The organism is Rhizomicrobium sp., assembly GCF_056722145.1.
The window spans coordinates 42,161-60,342 of the sequence record NZ_JBWZET010000203.1 but is presented as its reverse complement, the minus strand read 5'-3'; the positions used below and the strand labels follow the sequence as shown (position 1 = coordinate 60,342).

At 65.0% G+C, this 18,182-nt stretch carries 20 protein-coding genes and 1 other RNA gene; 14 read left to right on the top strand and 7 right to left on the bottom strand.

All coding sequences use genetic code 11. The features are described from left to right. From AC1P6P_RS10900 to AC1P6P_RS10890, 3 genes are all read left to right on the top strand, one after another. On the top strand, positions 1–508 hold a 508-nt coding region (locus AC1P6P_RS10900; RefSeq protein ID WP_481402465.1), incomplete at its 5' end, for an ATPase, T2SS/T4P/T4SS family. Positions 509–510: 2 nt separating this feature from the next. Beyond that, positions 511–1,470 carry a type II secretion system F family protein gene (locus tag AC1P6P_RS10895; RefSeq protein WP_481402464.1) on the top strand — a complete coding sequence of 320 codons (960 nt, stop codon included), beginning with the start codon at positions 511–513 and terminating at the stop codon, positions 1,468–1,470. A 9-nt stretch (positions 1,471–1,479) separates the two neighbouring features. Further along, a complete protein-coding gene (locus tag AC1P6P_RS10890) occupies positions 1,480–2,469 on the top strand; it encodes a type II secretion system F family protein (protein WP_481402463.1) in 990 nt (329 codons plus the stop codon). Between the two features lie 59 nt (positions 2,470–2,528). Here the strand turns inward: AC1P6P_RS10890 and AC1P6P_RS10885 are convergent, their stop codons facing one another. After that, positions 2,529–3,344: a tetratricopeptide repeat protein gene (locus tag AC1P6P_RS10885; RefSeq protein WP_481402462.1), complete on the bottom strand. Its 816-nt coding sequence runs from the start codon at positions 3,342–3,344 to the stop codon at positions 2,529–2,531. 116 nt (positions 3,345–3,460) lie between these two features. Between AC1P6P_RS10885 and AC1P6P_RS10880 the strand changes: the two genes are divergently transcribed. After that, entirely contained in the window at positions 3,461–4,459 is a 999-nt protein-coding gene (locus AC1P6P_RS10880) for a TAXI family TRAP transporter solute-binding subunit (RefSeq protein WP_481402461.1), read from the top strand. Between the two features lie 22 nt (positions 4,460–4,481). Here AC1P6P_RS10880 and AC1P6P_RS10875 read toward each other — a convergent pair whose 3' ends face one another. The 3 genes from AC1P6P_RS10875 to AC1P6P_RS10865 form a co-directional block, all read right to left on the bottom strand. Further along, complete coding sequence (locus AC1P6P_RS10875) at positions 4,482–5,129, bottom strand: glutathione S-transferase family protein (RefSeq protein WP_481402460.1); 648 nt, start codon at positions 5,127–5,129, stop codon at positions 4,482–4,484. A 9-nt stretch (positions 5,130–5,138) separates the two neighbouring features. Beyond that, positions 5,139–6,086: a 2-hydroxyacid dehydrogenase gene (locus AC1P6P_RS10870; protein ID WP_481402459.1), complete on the bottom strand. Its 948-nt coding sequence runs from the start codon at positions 6,084–6,086 to the stop codon at positions 5,139–5,141. 192 nt (positions 6,087–6,278) lie between these two features. Beyond that, entirely contained in the window at positions 6,279–6,827 is a 549-nt protein-coding gene (locus AC1P6P_RS10865) for a c-type cytochrome (protein ID WP_481402458.1), read from the bottom strand. Between the two features lie 166 nt (positions 6,828–6,993). Between AC1P6P_RS10865 and AC1P6P_RS10860 the strand changes: the two genes are divergently transcribed. The 3 genes from AC1P6P_RS10860 to AC1P6P_RS10850 all read left to right on the top strand — a co-directional run bounded on the left by AC1P6P_RS10860 (position 6,994) and on the right by AC1P6P_RS10850 (position 9,393). Further along, entirely contained in the window at positions 6,994–7,734 is a 741-nt protein-coding gene (locus AC1P6P_RS10860; RefSeq protein ID WP_481402457.1) for a 3-deoxy-manno-octulosonate cytidylyltransferase, read from the top strand. Further along, a complete protein-coding gene (locus AC1P6P_RS10855; protein WP_481402456.1) occupies positions 7,731–8,639 on the top strand; it encodes a prephenate dehydratase in 909 nt (302 codons plus the stop codon). Before AC1P6P_RS10860 ends, AC1P6P_RS10855 begins: the two co-directional genes overlap by 4 nt. Positions 8,640–8,730: 91 nt before the next feature. After that, a complete protein-coding gene (locus AC1P6P_RS10850; protein ID WP_481402455.1) occupies positions 8,731–9,393 on the top strand; it encodes a PAS domain-containing protein in 663 nt (220 codons plus the stop codon). On the opposite strand, the gene AC1P6P_RS10845 is transcribed toward AC1P6P_RS10850, so the two are convergent. Continuing rightward, entirely contained in the window at positions 9,350–10,939 is a 1,590-nt protein-coding gene (locus AC1P6P_RS10845; RefSeq protein ID WP_481402454.1) for a tannase/feruloyl esterase family alpha/beta hydrolase, read from the bottom strand. The two genes, AC1P6P_RS10850 and AC1P6P_RS10845, sit on opposite strands and share 44 nt — an antisense overlap. 229 nt (positions 10,940–11,168) lie before the next feature. Next, complete coding sequence (gene nudC, locus AC1P6P_RS10840; RefSeq protein WP_481402453.1) at positions 11,169–12,068, bottom strand: NAD(+) diphosphatase; 900 nt, start codon at positions 12,066–12,068, stop codon at positions 11,169–11,171. A gap of 75 nt (positions 12,069–12,143) precedes the next feature. Here nudC and ffs point away from each other — a divergent pair. The 5 genes from ffs (at position 12,144) to AC1P6P_RS10815 (ending at position 15,245) form a co-directional block, all read left to right on the top strand. After that, positions 12,144–12,238: signal recognition particle sRNA small type (ffs, locus tag AC1P6P_RS10835), an RNA gene on the top strand. Between the two features lie 16 nt (positions 12,239–12,254). Then, on the top strand, positions 12,255–14,006 hold the full coding sequence (locus AC1P6P_RS10830) for a DNA polymerase III subunit gamma/tau (RefSeq protein WP_481402452.1): 1,752 nt from the start codon (positions 12,255–12,257) through the stop codon (positions 14,004–14,006). A 190-nt stretch (positions 14,007–14,196) separates the two neighbouring features. Continuing rightward, positions 14,197–14,793 carry a recombination mediator RecR gene (gene recR, locus AC1P6P_RS10825; protein WP_481402451.1) on the top strand — a complete coding sequence of 199 codons (597 nt, stop codon included), beginning with the start codon at positions 14,197–14,199 and terminating at the stop codon, positions 14,791–14,793. 30 nt (positions 14,794–14,823) lie between these two features. Then, positions 14,824–15,042 carry a hypothetical protein gene (locus tag AC1P6P_RS10820; RefSeq protein ID WP_481402450.1) on the top strand — a complete coding sequence of 73 codons (219 nt, stop codon included), beginning with the start codon at positions 14,824–14,826 and terminating at the stop codon, positions 15,040–15,042. Further along, positions 15,039–15,245 carry a type II toxin-antitoxin system RelE/ParE family toxin gene (locus AC1P6P_RS10815; protein ID WP_481402449.1) on the top strand — a complete coding sequence of 69 codons (207 nt, stop codon included), beginning with the start codon at positions 15,039–15,041 and terminating at the stop codon, positions 15,243–15,245. The genes AC1P6P_RS10820 and AC1P6P_RS10815 overlap by 4 nt, the downstream gene beginning before the upstream one ends. 93 nt (positions 15,246–15,338) lie before the next feature. On the opposite strand, the gene AC1P6P_RS10810 is transcribed toward AC1P6P_RS10815, so the two are convergent. Further along, a complete protein-coding gene (locus tag AC1P6P_RS10810) occupies positions 15,339–15,818 on the bottom strand; it encodes an STAS/SEC14 domain-containing protein (protein WP_481402448.1) in 480 nt (159 codons plus the stop codon). A 281-nt stretch (positions 15,819–16,099) separates the two neighbouring features. Between AC1P6P_RS10810 and AC1P6P_RS10805 the strand changes: the two genes are divergently transcribed. Both AC1P6P_RS10805 and def read left to right on the top strand, forming a co-directional pair. Further along, entirely contained in the window at positions 16,100–17,584 is a 1,485-nt protein-coding gene (locus tag AC1P6P_RS10805) for a DNA recombination protein RmuC (protein ID WP_481402447.1), read from the top strand. Between the two features lie 36 nt (positions 17,585–17,620). Further along, positions 17,621–18,133 carry a peptide deformylase gene (gene def / locus AC1P6P_RS10800; RefSeq protein ID WP_481402446.1) on the top strand — a complete coding sequence of 171 codons (513 nt, stop codon included), beginning with the start codon at positions 17,621–17,623 and terminating at the stop codon, positions 18,131–18,133. Positions 18,134–18,182 lie beyond the last annotated feature (49 nt).

Sequence of the window (18,182 nt, the reverse complement as noted above, 5' to 3'; positions counted from 1 at the left end):
CCAGATCACCATGCGCGATCTGGTCAGGAACTGCCTGCGCATGCGCCCGGAACGCATCATCGTCGGCGAAGTGCGCGGCCCCGAGGCGTTCGATCTGCTGCAGGCGATGAACACCGGTCACGACGGCTCGATGGGTACGCTGCACTCCAACAGCCCGCGCGAGGCGATGAGCCGTCTGGAATCGATGATCACCATGGGCGGCTTCGCGCTTCCCACCAAGACCATTCGCGAGATGATCGTCGGCTCGATCGACGTCATCGTTCAGGCCGAGCGCCTGCGCGACGGTTCGCGCCGCATCACCGCCATCACCGAAGTGGTCGGCACCGAAGGCGATGTCGTCATCACCCAGGATTTGATGAAATTCGAGATGGACGGCGAGGATGAAGCCGGCCGCATCCGCGGCAAGCATGTCGGCACCGGCATCGTCCGGCCCAAGTTCTGGGAACGCGCCCGCTATTTCGGCCTCGAACGCGAGCTGTCGGAAGCGCTCGACGGGTTGCAGGTGTAGCCATGATGCTGGTCGTGGCCGTGATGCTGGTCGTGCTGCTTGGCGGCGGCGCCGTGATCGCGTTTGCCGGCGATGGCGATCGCTCCAAGGCCCGCGTCGCGGCGCTCGCCAAACCCGAAGTTCGCAGCGGTAAGCCCGACGCCACCGCCACCCGCAAGCGCAACATGCAGGCCGCGCTCAAGGAATTCGAGAAGAAGCAGGCGGAGAAGAAACAGACGGTCACCGTCCGCCGCCGTCTCGATCAGGCCGGCCTGTTTGCCACCTCGCCGCAGGCGTTCTGGATCACGTCAGCGGCGCTCGGCCTCGTCATGGCGCTGGTGCTGATCTTCAAGGGGCAGTCGATCCTGGTGGTGGCGCTGGCCGGATTTGCTGCCGGCTTCGGCTTGCCGCGTTGGGTCCTCGCCTTCCTCAAGGGGCGGCGCGAGAAGAAATTCACCGCCGATTTCGCCAACGCCATCGACGTCATCGTGCGCTCGGTCAAGTCGGGCCTGCCGACATCCGACGCCTTGCGCGTCGTCGCCGGCGAGTTCCGCGATCCGGTCGGCAGCGAGTTCAAAAAGCTGGTGGAAGGCATGAAGGTCGGCCTGACGCTCGAGCAGGGCCTCAAGAAGATGTACGACTCGATGCCGACCGCCGAAGTCAGCTTCTTCGCCATCGTCATGACCATCCAGCAGAAGACCGGCGGCAATCTGTCGGAGGCGCTCGGCAATCTCGCCGGCGTGCTGCGCGACCGCAAACGTCTGCTCGGCAAGATCAAGGCGATGTCGTCGGAAGCCAAGGCCTCGGCGATGATCATCGGTTCGCTGCCGCCGGCGGTGGGAACCATCGTCTACCTGACGACGCCGGCCTACATCTCGCTGCTGTTCACCGAGAAGGCGGGCAATATGATGCTGGTCGGCTGTGCCATCTGGATGGGTTTCGGCATCCTGGTGATGCGCAAGATGATCAACTTCAAGCACTGAGGCGGCGCCATGTTCGACGGCATCGACATCATGGATCTGCTGTTCGACGCGCGCTTTCTGGCGACCGCGGCGGCGGCGATTTTCGCGTTTGCGACCTTCGTCACCCTCGGCCTGCCGCTGCTCGAACGCGACACGCTGCAGAAGCGCTTGAAGAACGTCGCCGAACGGCGCGAGGAACTCAGGGCCCGCCACAAGGAGCAGCTCAGCCAACGCCGCGGCGCCAGCTTGCGCACCGAGCCGGTCGGCTCGACCAAGCTGATCAAGCAGATTTCCGAGCGCTTCAACCTCGCCAAGCTGGTGGCCTCGGAAGGCACCCAGGAAAAGCTGCAGATGGCCGGCATGCGCGGGCCGACGCCGCTGATGGTGTTCAACTTCTTCCGCTTCGTGATGCCGTTCGCGCTGTTCGCGTTCGGCTTGCTCTATTTCTACATCATCGGCAATTTCCATTGGTCGCCGATGCTCAAGCTTGCCGCGGCGGTGGCGACCGCGCTCGCCGGTTATTACCTGCCCGACTTGTTCATCTCCAACGCCATCGCGCGACGCCAGCAATCGATCATGGCGGCGTTTCCCGATGCCCTCGATCTTCTCTTGATCTGCGTCGAATCCGGCATGAGCGTCGAAGCCGGTTTCCAGAAGGTCGCCGCCGAAATCGGTCAGGCCTCGACCGAACTCGCTGAAGAATTCGCGCTCACCACTGCGGAGCTGAGTTATCTGCCCGATCGCAAGCAGGCGTTCGAAAATCTTGCCAAGCGCTGCGGTCATCAGGGCGTCAAGGCGGTGGCGACCGCGCTCAATCAGGCCGAGCGCTATGGCACGCCGCTGGGCCAGGCGCTGCGCATCTGCGCCCAGGAAAACCGCGAAATGCGCATGAACGAGGCCGAGAAGAAGGCCGCCGCGCTGCCCGCCAAACTGACGGTGCCGATGATCATTTTCTTCCTGCCGGTGCTGTTCGTCGTGATCATGGGGCCGGCGGTGATGCGCGTCATGCACATGCTTTAGCACCACTCTTCGTCACGGTGGGGCCTGACCCGGTCAGGACGACATGGATGTGGTGCAGCTTACTGTCCGCCGCCCGAAAGCCGCAGCGCCGGAATCTCCGACGGCTTCTTCTTCGGTGGCTGCGGTACAGCGTTGGCGGTGCGCTTGGGTTTCGGCTTGGCGGCGATCGGGCCGGCCTCTGAATCGTGTGGCACTGCCTGCATCACGACGCTGTTGCCTTCGGCCGGCGTCAGGGTGCGGGCGAGCGGGCGCGGCGGCGCCGAGGCGGTGGGCACCGCGGCAACCGCCGTCGCAGCGGCGCCCTTGCCCGCTGGCGGCACCTTGAGGGCGGCGATCATCTTCACGTTCCTGGCGATGCGTTCGTCTTTCGAGCCGTTGGCGGCCTCGGCGATGAGCTGGCGCGCGGCTGCGAGATCGCCGGCCTGCAAACGGCTCATGGCGTAATTGTTGAGGACCGCGGCTTCGCCAGGCTTCAGGGTCAGAGCACGTTGATAAGCGGCCTGGGCGTTGGCGTAATCGCCCTTCTGGTCATAGGCGACGCCGAGCGCCGAGAACAGCATCCAGTCGTTCGACTTGAGCTGCACGGCGCGCTGCAGGAAATCGAGCGCCTCGGTCGGGCGGTTCTGCTGCACCAGCACCTTGCCGTATTCGCCGACCACGCGTGGATCGTCGGCCGCCACCAGCATCAGCTGGCTCAACACCTTGACCGCGCCGGCATAGTCGCTTTGGCTGCGCTTCAGTTGCGCTTCGCGCACCCCGGCATCGATGCTTTGCGCCAAGGTGGCGGTCGACGGTTCCGGTGGGGAAGCGAGCGCGCTGGTGCCCAAAAGGGCCGACACCGCGGCAGCACTGAGGGCGAGACCAAGACGGGACATCGTCAGAAAGCCTTCCGATTGCCTTGCCAGAATGGGCGAAATGCGGTCAACAAAGGCTTAAGTTGCGCTGCGACGCCGACGAATCATCGGCCGAGGGTGTTAAAAGGCATTAGGGTTTGCGCCGGAGACGATTCAAATTGCAGGCGGGACTTGTCGCCGTCGTGGCATTGGCCGCGGTGGCGCAGCCGTTGCCGCCGCGCCGCTCGTTCGAGATCGCGACCGGACCGGCGGCGGGAACCTATTTCCCGGCCGGCGAGTTGATCGCCCGCATCGTTTCCCATCCGCCCGGCCTGGCGCGGTGCGAGATGAGCCCGTTATGCGGCCCGCCCGGCGTGATCGTGTCGGCGCGTTCGAGTGACGGGGCAGTCGCCAACGTCCTGGCGGTGAACGCCGGGCAAGCCGCCTCCGGCCTTGCCCAGGGCAATGTCGTCGGCGATGCGGTGGCGGGTCGCGGCGCCTTCCGGCAATCGGGCCGGCAGAGCCATATCCGGGTGATGGCCGATCTCTTCAGCGAAGACGTCCAGCTGGTGGTGCCGGCACGCTCGCCGATCCAGAGCCTCGCCGACCTCAAGGGCAAGCGGGTATCGCTCGGCGGCGCCAAGTCGGGAGCCGACGTCATCGCCGAGGCAATTCTGAAGGCCTATGGCGTGCGTCCCGCCAAAGTCATACGCGAAACCTACGAAATCAGCGGCGGCCTGCTGCGCGAAGGCAAGATCGACGCCTTCTTCTTCCTCGGTCGGGCGCCGGCGCTACTGATTGCCGACATGGTCGGCCGTGGTCAGGCGCGGATCGTGCCGATCGAGGGCGCCGGGCGCGCCAAGCTGCTCGCCACCGTCAAGGGTATCGCCGCCGACACCATTGCCGCCGGCACCTATCGCGGCAGCCCGCGCATCGCCACGGTGTCGAGCCACACCTATTGGATCGTCGCCGACAGCGCTCCGCCGGAAGCGGTCTACGATCTGGTGCGGGCGCTCTATCACCCCGGCAACCGGGCGCTGCTCGACCAGGAAACCGACGCCGGCCGTATCCGCATCGGCGATGCCGCCAGCCTGTCGTCGGTGCCGCTCCACCCCGGCGCCGCCCGTTTCTATCGCGAGGCGGGGATATTGAAGTAGCCCGACCGCGTCGTGCGGAAGGTCACTTCCATCCTTTGCCGACTTCGGCTTCGGCGTCGGCTTTCCACTCCTGCAATGCCGGCAATGCCAGCATCCGGGCGACGTAGGCGGCCGAGGCGGCGGGCAGGTCGATGCCATAAGTCGTGAACCGCGATACCACCGGCGCGTAGAGGCAGTCGGCGATCGAGAAGGCGCCGAACAGGAATTCGCCGCCGTTGTCGGCAAGCGCGGTTTCCCAGGCGTTGATGATGCGCGCCACCTGCTTGTTGGTGGCTTCATCGAGCGCCGGCGTGGCGATCCTGCGGGCGAAATCCATCGGCAGGTTCTGGCGCACGTCGGGAAAGCCCGAATGCATTTCGGCGGCATAGGAGCGGGCGAGTGCGCGCTTGGCCGGATCGGCGGGCCACAGATGCGCTTCGGGATGACGCTCGGCAATGGTTTCGCAGATGGCGAGCGAATCCCACACCGTGAGCGCGCGGCCGGCCTCGTCGATCTTCAACACCGGCACCTTGCCGGCGGCGGAGTGCTGCGCGATCGAGGCGCGGGTTTCGGGCTGATCGAGCCGCACCAGGATTTCGGTGAACGGGACGCCGGTCGTCTTCAGCGCCAGCCACGGCCTGAGCGACCAGCTCGAGAGATTCTTGTTACCGATGACGAGCGTGTAGGCCATGTCCATCTCCTAATATGCGGTGTCGATAGCGACCAGCGTGTCGGGCACCGTGCCGCGTTCGAAGGCGGCGATGCCGTCGCTGATGTATTTAAGAACGACGGGGGTCTGGGACACCGCGGCAATGTGTGGCGTGATCGTCACATTGGCGTGATGCCACAGCGGGCTGGCTGACGGCAGCGGCTCCTCGCCGAAAACATCGAGCACGGCGCCGGACAGCTGCCCGCTATCGAGCGCCGCGATCAGATCGGTTTCCACCAGATGGGCGCCGCGGGCGACGTTGATGACAAAAGCGCCCTTGGGCAGCGCCGCGAAGATTTCGGCATTGAGGATGCCGCGGGTAGCGCGGGTCAGCGACAGCAAGCAGATAAGGACATCGCTCTGCGCCAAAAAGGCGGGCAGTTCGTCGTTGCCGGCAAAGGTCGTGACACCGGAAATCGTCTTGCGACTGCGGCTCCAGCCGGACACCTGAAAGCCGAGATCGGCCAACCGCGTCGCCGCGAAGCGGCCGATCTCGCCGAGACCGAGAAAGCCGATGCGGGTGTCCTCGGTGCGGCGCGGCAGCGTCTGCTGGCGCCAGTGGCCGTCGCGCTGGGCGGCGTCGAAGAAGCGCTGGCGGCGATGGTGGATCAGGATATGCATCAGCAGGTACTGCGCCATCTCCGCCGACAGGGTGCGATCGACGAAGCGCACCAGCGGCACGGCGCGCGGATAATCGGGATCGGCGAGGAAGCCGTCGACACCGGCGCCGAGGCAGAACGCCGCCTTCAAATTCGGCAACGAGGCGATCTTGCCCGGCGGCGGCGTGAAGCTCATCACATAGTCGATTTCTTCGGGGGCATAGGCATCGCGCCCCTCCAGCACCACCTCGGCATTGTCGAGCGTTGCTTCCGTCAGCCCTTTCCATTTGGGCGACACGATCATCAAAAGTTTTGGCATCAAGAGTTTGGGCTTGGACATATTGGCACTTCGTAATTTGTCATTCCGGACGCGCCCGCAAGTCTCTTGCCGTCCGGCACAGATGGCGCGATCCGGGATCCACTTTACAAAAAGACTTGCGTCGGGGTGGATCCCGGCTCTGCGCGCAGCCCTAAACCATCGGGCGCGAGAAGGCTATTTCGCGTAAAGCGCTTGGCCGGGATGACAGCCTCTTCACTTATCGGGAAGCGGTGCCGGGATGTCGTTGAGGGTGCGCAGATAGGCGAGCAGGTCGACGCGATCCTGCGCCGAGCGCAATCCGGCGAAGCTCATCTTGGTGCCGGGCACGGTGGCTTGCGGCGCCTTGAGGAACACGAACAGCTTGTCATAGGTCCAGGGATCGTGGCTGGCGCTCATCGCACTCGAATAGGAGAAGCCGGGATGGCTGGCGCGGGCGCGATCGACGACGCCCCACAGATTGGGACCGATCTTGTTGGGCCCGCCCTTGGACTCGTCATGACACTGCAAGCAGCGGCCGGCGACATCCTTGCCGTGGTTCAAATCGGCGGTCGGCAGCACGGCGGCGAAATCCGGCAGCGGCTCGGCGGCAGGCTGGGCGGCGGCGGTCTGGGTCTGGCCCTCTTGCGGCACTTCCACGGCGTAGCCGGGCTTCGCCGGCAACGGCGTATCGAACAGCGCGTTCGCGACGGTTCTTACAACGAGTATAAAAAGCAATGTGCCGAGAACCGCACCGGCGATCTTGTTCCACTCCCAGGAATCCATAAGGTCTGGCTCCGTAAATCCTATCGAGTGCGTCGTATGTGGCCTTGCGCCAGATGCGAACGAGGACGAAAAAGAGGTCCGATAAGGACCGCCGGGTGCGACATTACAAGCCCAACCCGGGGCGATAGTGCGGCAGACTGTCGCACTTTTGGAAGGGGGAGACCCAATGAAACCGATCGTGCTGATCCCGGCCCGGATGGCCTCCACACGCCTCCCCGGCAAGCCGCTGGCGGACATCGGCGGCACCGCGATGATCGTCCGGGTGTGGCAGAAAGCGGTCGAAGCCGGTGTCGGCCCGGTCGTGGTCGCCTGCGCCGAGAAGGAAGTCCAGCAAGCCGTAGAGGCCGCCGGCGGTCGGGCGGTGATGACCAATGCCGCGCTGCCCTCGGGGTCGGATCGGGTGTGGGCGGCGCTGAACGCGGTCGATCGCGCCTTCGAACATGACTTCGTGGTCAATCTGCAGGGCGACCTGCCGACTTTCGACCCGGCCTGCATCCGCGCCTCGATCGACGCCATGGTGACCACCGGCGCCGACATCGGCACCTGCGCCGCCGAAATCGAGGACGCCGCCGACGCCGACAATCCGAGCGTGGTGAAAGTGGTGGCGACTTGGGACGTCGGCGCCAAGCGCGGCCTCGCCCATTACTTCTCGCGCTCGCGCATCCCCTCGGGCAAAGGGCCATGGTTCGCGCACGTCGGAATCTATGTTTATCGCCGTGAGGCGTTGCAGCGCTTCGTCGGCCTGCAGCCGTCGCCGCTGGAACTGACCGAGAAGCTGGAACAGCTCAGGGCCATTGAAGCCGGCATCAAGATCGCGGTCGGCCGCATCGACGAGGTGCCGCTCAGCGTCGACACCCCCGCCGACCTCGAAAAGGCCCGCGCCGTCATCGCGCGTGAGAAAAAATGAGTGACGACACGTTGATTTCGCGCGCCCGCACGGTGGCGTTTCAGGGCGAGGCGGGCGCTTATGCCAATCTCGCGGCCAAAGAGGCGATGCCTGAGGCGACCTTCATCGGCAAGCCGACCTTCGATGCGGCGCTCGATGCCGTGCGTTCGGGGGAGACCGATCTCGCCTTCGTGCCGGTCGAAAATTCCGTCTACGGCCGCATCGCCGATGTGCATCTGCTGGTGCGCCATTTCGGCCGCGCCGTGAAAGGCTTCGTGCCCGACGAGCAGGACAAGGGCCTGTTCATTCTCGGCGAACATTTCCATCGCGTCCGCCATCAGCTGCTCGGCGTGCCTGGCACCAAGCTGGAAGACGTGAAAACCGTTTACAGCCAAGCCCCGGCGCTCGGCCAGGTGCGCAAGGTGACCAAGGAACTCGGTCTCGCCGAAAAGCAGTGGTCGGACACCGCCGGCGCCGCCCGTCACATCGCCGAATTGAAGGACCCGACCGCCGCCGCCGTCGCCTCGAAACTGGCGGGCGAGATTTACGGGCTGGAAGTGTTGAAGGCCGACATCGAGGATGCGCCCAACAACATGACGCGCTTTTTGATCGTCGGCAGCGAGCCGGATGATCCGCCCAATGACGGTCGCCCGGTCATCACCACCTACCTGTTCGGCGTGCGCAACATTCCGGCGGCGCTTTACAAGGCGATGGGCGGCTTCGCCACCAACGGCGTCAACATGACCAAGCTGGAAAGCTATCAGCTCGGCGGGTCGTTCAATGCCACCGAGTTCTATGCCGACATCGAAGGCCATCCCGATTCGCGCAACGTGCGCCTGGCGCTGGAAGAGCTGTCGTTCTTTTCCTCGCGGGTGATCATGCTCGGCATCTACCCCGCCCATCCCTATCGCATCGAGATGCCGTAGCGGGCAAAATCCTGACACCTCCGCCACCGAATGCCGTCTGCTTGCGGCGTTCAAATTGCGGGGTATTCCCTACTTGTTACGATGTCGCATCGTGCCCACCTTTGCACTGGATCAATGGTGCGAGACGGACGTGGCGGCGAGCCTGGGAAACATCGTAACGGTGGCGCAGCAGATGCTGGATAAGCTCGGCAAGGGCGCCCCGGAAATCATCGATTTGCGTGCCAGCGCCCACGCCGAAGAGGGCGATGCGGAAACCGAGGCCTATTGGCGGCGAGTCGCCAAGGCGGTGCGCTTCCTTCTGCTCTCAGACCCGGCCTATTACAGTGTCGGTCAGGGCCCGCGCCCGATCATCCTGCCCAGCGCCTTGGTCCGGCGCGTGTTCCGGAGCCTGCCGCAGCCGTCGCTGCTGCTGCAGCCCAATCTGGTGATAGTCGGCGCCAACCAGGCGTACCTGAAGACCATGGATATGTCCGGCGACGACATTGTCGGCTGCGATCTGTTTTCCGTGTTCCCCGACAATCCCGCCGAAAAAAGCGTCAACAGCACGCGCGATCTCGCCGATTCCTTCGGCCGCGTGCTCGATCACGGCTGTGCCGATAGCATCGGCCGGCTGCGTTACGACGTGCGCAACCGCGACGGCGTGTTCGAAGAGCGCTGGTGGAACCCGCTCAACACCCCGGTGCTCGACGATGACGGCCGCCTCGAACTGATCATCCACCAGGCTTTCGAGGTGGCGCCGCGCGCAGCGTCGTAGCGGCACGCACCGCCGTCACCGGCCGCGCCTCGGGCAGCTTGCAGACAAAGCTCGAGGCCTCGTCGGTCGGTCCTGTTCCCTTGTAGACCGCGACTTTCGGCTCGGCGCACAACGGCCGCGTCAGGCCGATGACGCCGTCAAGGCCGGTGTGATAGCCGATGATTTCGTCGGGTGCCTCGCCGCCTTCCACCCACGACACGATGGCGGCGTTGGAATCGAAGCCGTTGGGGCCTTCGCCGCCGCCGCAATGGCCGTAGGACGGCACCAGGAACAGGCGCAGGAAACTGTCGGTGCCCGCCGTCTTGGCTTCCACCGCGTGGACGTAATCGAGCGTGTTGTAGGGCGACAGCAGCCCATCGGCCCAGCCGTGATAGATCAGCAGCTTGCCGCCGTGCGCCTTGAAGGCGCTGAGATCGGGATTGGTCGCATCCATCATCGGCCCGAGTTCGCGCTCGATGCGGGCGATGTCGCGATCGGGCTCGAACGAGCGCACGTCCCACGCCGGCTTCTGCTTCAGCGCCAGGATCATCATGGTGGTGGTGAAGGGGTCGCGGCCGGGCGCGATGGAATGCGGACCGAAGGCGGAGACGACGCCGAGCGGCAGGCCAGGATAGAGTTTCATCCCCTTCGGCGTCGTTTGCGGTCCATACAATGTTTTCGCCCGCGCCACCTGCATCCGGGTCAGGCAATCCGGCTTGTCGCCCGCCTTGCAGGTCACCTTGGTCCAATCGAACGTGCACTGGCGCGGATCGGCGATGACGCCGTCCTTGACGCCGTCGGAGAGGTCGCATTGGGCGACCATCGCTTTGGCCAGGAACGACAGCTTGGCCTGGCTGAGATCGCCTTTCGGCGTGGCGCGCGCCCGCCAAGCCTGGACGAAGCCCGAGGACTGCAGCTTGACGAAATTGATCGCCGGGGCGCCGGCGACGATGCCGTCGTAATCGTCGGGATAGCGCTCGGCTTCCGACAGCGCCTGCCAGCCGCCCGACGAGCAGCCGGTGAAATAGTTTTTGCGCGGTTCGCGGCCGTAATAGGCGGCGATGATTTTCTTGGCGTTTACCGCCATCAGATGATGGCCGCGATGAGCGAAATTCTCCACCCGGTCGGGATGGCCGGCGACCCAGCTGGCATCGAAGTAGCCGTCCGGGGTTTCGTGGCCGGTGTCGGTGGAGGCGGTGGCAAAGCCGATGCCGACGGCACGCGCCATCTCGGGATAATTCAGCGCCCCGGTCAGGCCGCCGTTGCCGACGCCTTCGAAGCGGTGGTTCCAGATGTCGGGCATCCAGACTTCCGCCTTGATCTCCTTGTCGATGGTGAAGGCGACGCGGCAGAAGGTCGACCGCGCCTCGGCCGCCGGGCGGTAGAAGGCGTTGAACGGCGATTTGGGGAACTTCCAGCCCGGCGACACATGCTCGGCCGCGGTGATTTTCACATTGTCGAGCTTGAGTTCGGCCAACGCCTTGCAGCCGGACGGCGACACCTGCGCCGACGCCGGGACGCCGAGGAATGCGGCCACAATTATCGCCGCAACGCCAACCCTGACCATGCTACGCCCCAAGACCATCTCTTGGATCAGGCTAAGCCCGATCACCCCGCGAAAAAACCCCACCCGCTGCGACCATCAATCCCTCCGATGTTGTCCGGATGATGGGGAGCGGGGAATCACAAAAAAGGTCGTCATCCCCGGCGAGTCCGTCGTAGCTGCGCAGCCGGTCGTCGCTCGGTCGCTTCGCGCCCGTCGGAGATGACAAAATGAGTGCGCGCTTTGACGCGACTTACCCCTTCGCCCATCCATCAATCAGATGCCAGGCGATGGCGGCCTTTATCGGGCCGCGGCGGCCTTCCGTTTTGCCGTCCAACAACGCCCGCGCTTCGGCGCGGGTCAGCCACATCGCGTCGGCGATTTCGTTGGGGGCGAGGGTGAGGGCGTCGCTGTCGACCTCGGCCGTGCAGCCGATCATCAGTGCGGCGGGGAACGGCCACGGCTGGCTGGCGACATAGCGCACAACGCCCGCCGTCACGCCCGCCTCTTCGAACAGTTCGCGGCGCACGGCTTCCTCGATGCTTTCGCCCGGCTCCATGAAACCGGCAAGGCAGGAATAGAAATCCGGCGTCCAGGCGACGTTGCGCGCCACGAGACAGCGCTCGCCGTGGGTCGCCAGCATGATCACGGCCGGATCGGTGCGCGGGAAATGTTCCGCCGCGCAGAGTGGACACACCCGCTTGGTGCCGGCATCGGCGCTGTTGGTTCTCGCCCCGCAGCGCGAGCAGAAGCCGTGCCGGGCGTGCCATTCGATCATCCCCTTGGCCTGGGAGAGAATGGCGAGGTCCTTCCTGCGCAGGACCAGCGAGGCGCCGCGCAGATCGCGGAACTCGCCGAATGCCGCCAATGCTTCCGGCGCCGCATCGGACACTTCCAGCGCGAACACCGCCCGCCCGTCGCCGAGTTCGGCGTCTTCGAGCCCGAGGAACACCATCGCGCCCCGCGGCACCACCAGCGTCTGGGCGATGTCGAGCGGGATGTCGGCCGCTTTCAGCATCGGCGACCCGGTCACCAGTACCTGGGTCTGCCAGATCGGCAGGACGCGGGCGGTCGCCAGCCGCTCGGCCACCCAGGCAGCATCCCCGCGCCTGTCCGAGCAGCGGTCGAGCGAATTTCCGGTAAACGGGAGCATGGCAACTAACACCTTTCCGGACCTGGATTATCGTCCGGGCTGGCCTTCGGCAACGGCAATCTCTATAGAGAACCCGGGAACCGGTGGCGGACGGAACGCTCGCCAACCCGGTCAGGTCCGGAAGGAAGCAGCCGTAACGAATCCGGTCCGGGTCGTCGCCGGTTCCCACCTACCTCTTAGGCGAGCATGGACGACAGCGAAACGCCATCGTTAGGTCTTGGTCCCGCCCCGGCGTTGGCCGCGGGCGACTACAAGGTCCTGGCCCGCAAGTACCGCCCCTCCGATTTCACCGGATTGATCGGCCAGGAAGCCCTGGTCCGCACCCTGTCGAACGCGTTCGCCACCGGGCGCATCGCCCATGCCTTCATGCTGACAGGTGTGCGCGGGGTCGGCAAAACCACCACCGCCCGCATCATCGCCCGGGCGCTGAATTGCATCGGAGCGGATGGAAAGGCGACACAGCCGACCATCCACCCGTGCGGCGTGTGTGAACCTTGCAGGGCGATTGCCGAATCCCGTCACGTCGATGTCCAAGAGATGGACGCCGCCTCCCGCACCGGCATCGACGACGTGCGCGAGATCATCGAGGGCGTGCGCTATGCCCCGGCCTCGGCGCGCTACAAGGTCTACATCATCGACGAAGTCCACATGCTGTCGAAGCAGGCCTTCAACGGCCTGTTGAAGACGCTGGAAGAGCCGCCGCCGCATGTGAAGTTCGTCTTCGCCACCACCGAAATCCGCAAGGTGCCGGTGACGGTGCTGTCGCGCTGCCAGCGCTTCGATCTGCGCCGCATCGAGACCGCCGAGCTGGTGAAACATCTTGCCAACATCGCCGACCAGGAAGGCGTCAAGCTGGAGGACGCGGCGCTGGCGCTCGTCGCCCGGGCGGCGGAGGGCTCGGTGCGCGATTCGCTGTCGCTGCTCGATCAGGCGATCGCCCACGGCACCGAAACCGTGATCACCGCCGACACCATTCGCGGCATGCTGGGCCTGGCCGATCGCGGCCGCGTCCTCGACCTGTTCGAGAAGGTGATGGCCGGCGAGATTGCGGCGGCGCTGACCAGCCTCGGCGAGCTTTACGATCGCGGCGCCGATCCCTTGGCAGTGATGCAGGATTTGCTGGAGATCACGCACTTCCTCACCCGCATCAAGGTCGCCCCCGGCGCTGAAGGCTTTTTCGATGGTGCCTCGTCCGAAGCCAAACGCGCCGCGGAAATGGCCGGCAAGCTGGCGGTGTCGTCGCTGACCCGCGCCTGGACCATGCTGCTGAAAGGCCTGTTCGAGGTGCGCGATGCCGCCCGCCCGGTGCAGGCGCTCGAAATGGCGTTGATCCGGCTGGCGTATGCCGTCGATCTGCCGCCGACCGACAAATTGGTGCGCGATGTGATGGACGGCGCAACGGTCGCCGCACCGCGGACGCCGGCACCGGGTGGTGCCCCCGTCGGATCGGGCCCGCGCATGGCGGCGTCCAATGAGCGCCCGGTGATGATGGCCGCGCCGGCGCCGATGCTGGCGACCGACGATGCGCCGGTGTTCAAAAGCCTGGAAGACCTCGCCGCCTACGCCCAAAGCCATGGCGCGCCACTGCTCAAGGTGCACATCGAAAACGACATGCATCTCGTTGCGCTCGAACCGGGGCGGCTGGAGTTTCGCCCGTCGATGCGGGCGCCGCGTTCGCTTGCCGCCGACCTGACGCAGAAGCTGAAGGATTGGACCGGCGCCCGGTGGGCCGTGACCGTCGTCAGCCAGGGCGGGGCGCCGACCATTGCCGAGCAGAAAAAGGCGGTCAAACAGGCCCGTCACGAAGCCGTGCTGCAGCAGCCTTTGGTGCGCGCCGTGATGGATCGTTTCCCCGGCGCCGAAATCATCGCCGTGCGCGACGTCATCGCGGAAGAGGCCGGTATGGATGTTCCCATGCCGGAAGGCGACGAAGAATGAACACCGCTCTTCTTTTTGCGCCCCCCTTGAGGGGAAAGGCTATTGCATACGACGACTTGTCATGGCCCGCACCTGCGGGCCATCCAGGTCCCGCCGGCACCGCCGTTCCAGAAAATCCTGAATTCTTCCGCAAAACGGAACAACACGATCTGGGTCGCCCGCAGTGGCGGGCGATGACACCGAGGGGCTGATGAGCACCATCGGTCCCGAGATCGAACGGCTGATTCAGCTCTTGGCGAAATTGCCGGGGCTGGGGCCGCGCTCGGCGCGGCGCGCCGCGCTCGATCTCTTGAAAAAGCGCGAAGTGTTGATGGAGCCGCTGGCGCTGGCCCTCACCGACGCCGCGGGCGCGATCAAGACTTGCGAGATGTGCGGCAATCTCGATACCGCCAGCCCCTGCGCCCTGTGTCGCGATCCGCGCCGCGAGGGTCGCATCCTGTGCGTGGTGGAAGACGTCGCCGATTTATGGGCGCTGGAGCGCGCCGGCGTGTTCAAAGGCCGCTATCACGTTCTCGGCGGGGCGCTGTCGGCGCTCGATGGCGTCACCCCCGACCGGCTCAATGTCGCAACCCTGATCACGCGGGCGCAAAGCGGCGTGGAGGAAATCATCCTCGCCATGAACGCGACGGTGGAAGGCCAGACCACGGCGCACTATTTGATCGATGCGCTGGCCGAAACCGGCGTGACGGTGACGCGGCTGGCCCATGGCGTACCGGTCGGCGGCGAACTCGATTACCTCGACGAAGGCACCCTCTCCGCCGCCTTCAAGGCGCGGCGCGCGCTGTAGCCGCCGGCCCGGTTCTGCTAAAGCCGCCGCATGAACAAGATCGACACCGCCTGGTCGGTATTGAAGTCGCTGACGCCGCGCGAACAGGAAATCGCCGCCGACGCGATCCTGGATTACGCCACCGCGGCCGCGGGCCCCACCCTGTCGGATGGCGATGCGCAGGAAGTGGAACGGCGCATCGACACGCCCGACGTCCGGACCATGACCGCCGCCGAGTTGCGTTCGCGGATCGAAAAGCTGCTGCCGTGACGGTGATCATTCGCGAAGAGGCGTACGACGATCTCGCCGGGATCGTCCGCTGGATCGCGCACGACAGTCCCGCCAACGCCCGCTCGGTCGCCGAGCGAATCCTGTCCGCGATCGAAGACCGGCTACGGCTGTTTCCATCGATGGGCCGGGTCGGACGGATCGCGGAACGCGCGAGTGGGTCGTCTCAGGGCTGCCCCATGTGATCGTGTACCAAGCCGACGATGGGCATGACGCCCTCATCGTGCTCGGCATATTCCATGGGGCTCAGCGTCGTTGAACGCGTTCTGACCGTAGGGCTACGTCCACCCCAGCCAGGCGCGGGCGTCTTGTTCGCGGGTGAAGGCGGAGCATTCGGTCTGCGGGAACATCGCACCGGTGATCTTGGCCACCATGGCGTAAAAGCTGTTGCGCACCACATAGGCGTTCCTGTTGGTGCGGCTGGCGCCTTTGGGCATCACCTCTCGGATGTCCTGGATATCTTTCCAATCGACCGAGGCGTTGTAATCGGCGAGATTGATCAGGGCGTGAAAGGCATCCGAGCCCAGGCGCTCCGCCACATTGGCGTCCTTCAACACGCCGACGATGTGTTCGCTGCCGATGGTGCCGGCGAGTGTCAGCACGATGCGCCCCGGCGCGACCGCCAGCATGGCGACGCCGCTCGGCTTTTGGCGGACGAAGATCGCCGCGCCCGGATTGGCCGCCTTGAAGCGCTCCGGTGCCGCCGCATCCGGTGGCCGGGCACATTCAAATCCAGCGAAGGGAACGTGAGCCGTCATGGCGCCGATCTTACGCCGGAGGAATTTAATAGAACTGGAACAACCCAAACAGCTCTTAACAAAGCGTTACCGGCGCCGCAGTCGCGTTAAGCGTCCGCTTCCGGCGGCGCCAGGCCAAGCAGATCCTGCGCTTCGGGCAGCATTTCCACGTCGCGAGAATCCCGCGCCAAGTTCATACCCGTGCCGGGCTGCGGCAATGTTGCGGCGGTCATAACGCAATGCTTGGCGTGGCTGCCTCAACGCGAGTACACTATTTGTTCCAGCAATGCAGGTGGGGAAAAATGGATTGGCTGCTGACGGCGATCGTGACGCTCGGTGCTCTGGCAATCGGCGGATTGGCGGTGTGGATCGCGCGTGGGCGTGAGGTCCAGACGGTAGCGACCCGTCTGGCGGAAGCCGCAGTGGAAATGGCGTCCCTGAGGGAACGCGCGGCAGCAGCCGATGCGGCGCGGGCCGAAGCGGCGGCGTTGGCGGCGGATCTTGCCGGCGCCAAAGCGACATTGGACGGCATGGCGCGGACCGAGGCGGAGTTGAAGGACTTGCGTTTGGCTCATGGCGCACTGGCGCAAGAGAAGGCCGGGCTGGAGGCCGGGTTTGCCGCCTCGGAAAAAGCGCGCCTCGAACAGATCGAACAACTCACCGTGTTGCGCGCCGATCTGCAGGACCGCTTCCAGCTCCTGGCCGGCGACGTGTTGAAGGCGAGTAACAAGGAATTTCTCGAGCAGGCCGGCGCCTTGTTCGCGGCCCAGAAGCAACTCACCGCCAAGGAGATCGACGACCGCACCGCCAAGATCGCCGAGCTGGTCAAGCCGTTGGGCGAATCCCTGAAGGCCTATGACGAGGCGCTCAAGGTGATGGAAAAAGATGCCAGCGTCCGCTTCGGCGAGGTCGCCAACGCCTTGAAAGACGTCACCGCCCGCAATGAAGACGTCAAAACGGTCACCGCCAGCCTGGTCAATGCGCTGCGCGCCTCGCCCAAGACTCGCGGCCGGTGGGGCGAAGAAACCTTGCGCCGGGTGATGGAATTGTCAGGCATGGTGGAGCATTGCGACTTCGCCACCGAGAAGCATTTCCGCGGCGATGACGATTCGCTGCGGCCCGACGTGGTGATTTCGGTGACCGGCGGGCGGGTGATCGTGGTCGACGCCAAAGCGCCGATCTCGGCCTATATCGATGCCTTGTCCGCTACCAGCGAGGAGGAACGCGAAACCCTGCTCAAGCGCCACGCCGCCCAGTTGCGCGAGCGCCTCAACAATCTTTCCAGCAAATCCTATTGGGAGCGCATCGAAGGCAGCCCCGATAGCGTCGTGATGTTCGTGCCCGGCGACAATTTCGTCTCGGCGGCGTTCGAGCGCGACCCCTCGTTGTTCGAGGACGGCATCAAGGCCCGTGTGCTGATCTGCACCCCCACCACTTTCATCGCGCTGGCCAAGGCGATTTCCTACGGCTGGCGGCAGCAGCGTCTGGCGCAGAACGCGGCCGACGTCGCCCGTCTCGGCAAGGATCTCTACACCCGCCTCAGCGCCATGGGAGACCACGTCGCAAGTGTGGGCAAGGGGCTGACCAACGCGGTCAAGGCCTACAACAGTTTCGTCGGCAGCCTCGAAACCTCGGTGATGCCGGGCGCCCGCAAGTTCCAGGAGCTTGGCGTGGAAGGCACGTCCAAGCCGATGCCCGAAACGCCGCAAGCCGAGGTTGTTGTGCGCTTTCCGCAGCCCAACCGCGACTTGCTGATCTCCGACCTGTCGAAGGGGGATCTGCCGTAGCTTGACCCCAATGGCCCCCGTGATTATCTGACAGCCATGGCCCTACGCACGATCCTGACCGCCCCCGATCCCCGCCTCAAGCAGGCGGGTAAAGACGTCGTCAAAGTCGACGGCGACATCCGCCAGTTGATCGACGACATGCTCGAAACCATGTACGCGGCCGATGGCGTCGGTCTGGCGGCACCGCAGATCGGTGTCAGCCTCAATTTGGTGGTGATCGACATCGCCCAGAAAGAGGGCAAGAACGAGCCGCAGGTCTTCCTCAATCCCAAGATCGTGTGGGCCTCCGACGAAACCGCGAAATTCGAGGAAGGCTGTCTGTCGGTGCCCGATATCTGGGAAGAGGTGGTGCGTTCGACCGCCATCCGCGTCGACTACATGGATCGCGAGGGCAAACCCCAAACGGTGGAAGCGGACGGTTTCCTCGCCGATTGCCTGCAGCACGAGATCGACCATCTCAACGGCACCCTCTTCATCGACCATTTGTCGCGCCTCAAGCGTTCGATGGCGTTGAAGAAGCTGGCGAAGAGGCAGAAGGAAACGGCGTAACTCTTTTACCTCCCCTCGCGGGGAGGTCGAAGCGCTCGGCGCTTCGGGT

Excerpts from the sequence above, each read along its gene's own strand:
- AC1P6P_RS10845 (WP_481402454.1), bottom strand. The coding sequence starts at position 10,939 with ATGGTCAGGGTTGGCGTTGCGGCGATAATTGTGGCCGCATTCCTCGGC.
- AC1P6P_RS10870 (WP_481402459.1), bottom strand. The coding sequence starts at position 6,086 with ATGTCCAAGCCCAAACTCTTGATGCCAAAACTTTTGATGATCGTGTCG.
- AC1P6P_RS10805 (WP_481402447.1), top strand. The coding sequence starts at position 16,100 with ATGGATTGGCTGCTGACGGCGATCGTGACGCTCGGTGCTCTGGCAATC.
- AC1P6P_RS10895 (WP_481402464.1), top strand. The coding sequence starts at position 511 with ATGATGCTGGTCGTGGCCGTGATGCTGGTCGTGCTGCTTGGCGGCGGC.
- AC1P6P_RS10885 (WP_481402462.1), bottom strand. The coding sequence starts at position 3,344 with ATGTCCCGTCTTGGTCTCGCCCTCAGTGCTGCCGCGGTGTCGGCCCTT.
- nudC (WP_481402453.1), bottom strand. The coding sequence starts at position 12,068 with ATGCTCCCGTTTACCGGAAATTCGCTCGACCGCTGCTCGGACAGGCGC.
- AC1P6P_RS10875 (WP_481402460.1), bottom strand. The coding sequence starts at position 5,129 with ATGGCCTACACGCTCGTCATCGGTAACAAGAATCTCTCGAGCTGGTCG.
- def (WP_481402446.1), top strand. The coding sequence starts at position 17,621 with ATGGCCCTACGCACGATCCTGACCGCCCCCGATCCCCGCCTCAAGCAG.
- AC1P6P_RS10830 (WP_481402452.1), top strand. The coding sequence starts at position 12,255 with ATGGACGACAGCGAAACGCCATCGTTAGGTCTTGGTCCCGCCCCGGCG.
- recR (WP_481402451.1), top strand. The coding sequence starts at position 14,197 with ATGAGCACCATCGGTCCCGAGATCGAACGGCTGATTCAGCTCTTGGCG.
- AC1P6P_RS10865 (WP_481402458.1), bottom strand. The coding sequence starts at position 6,827 with ATGGATTCCTGGGAGTGGAACAAGATCGCCGGTGCGGTTCTCGGCACA.
- AC1P6P_RS10890 (WP_481402463.1), top strand. The coding sequence starts at position 1,480 with ATGTTCGACGGCATCGACATCATGGATCTGCTGTTCGACGCGCGCTTT.
- AC1P6P_RS10860 (WP_481402457.1), top strand. The coding sequence starts at position 6,994 with ATGAAACCGATCGTGCTGATCCCGGCCCGGATGGCCTCCACACGCCTC.
- AC1P6P_RS10855 (WP_481402456.1), top strand. The coding sequence starts at position 7,731 with ATGAGTGACGACACGTTGATTTCGCGCGCCCGCACGGTGGCGTTTCAG.
- AC1P6P_RS10820 (WP_481402450.1), top strand. The coding sequence starts at position 14,824 with ATGAACAAGATCGACACCGCCTGGTCGGTATTGAAGTCGCTGACGCCG.
- AC1P6P_RS10810 (WP_481402448.1), bottom strand. The coding sequence starts at position 15,818 with ATGACGGCTCACGTTCCCTTCGCTGGATTTGAATGTGCCCGGCCACCG.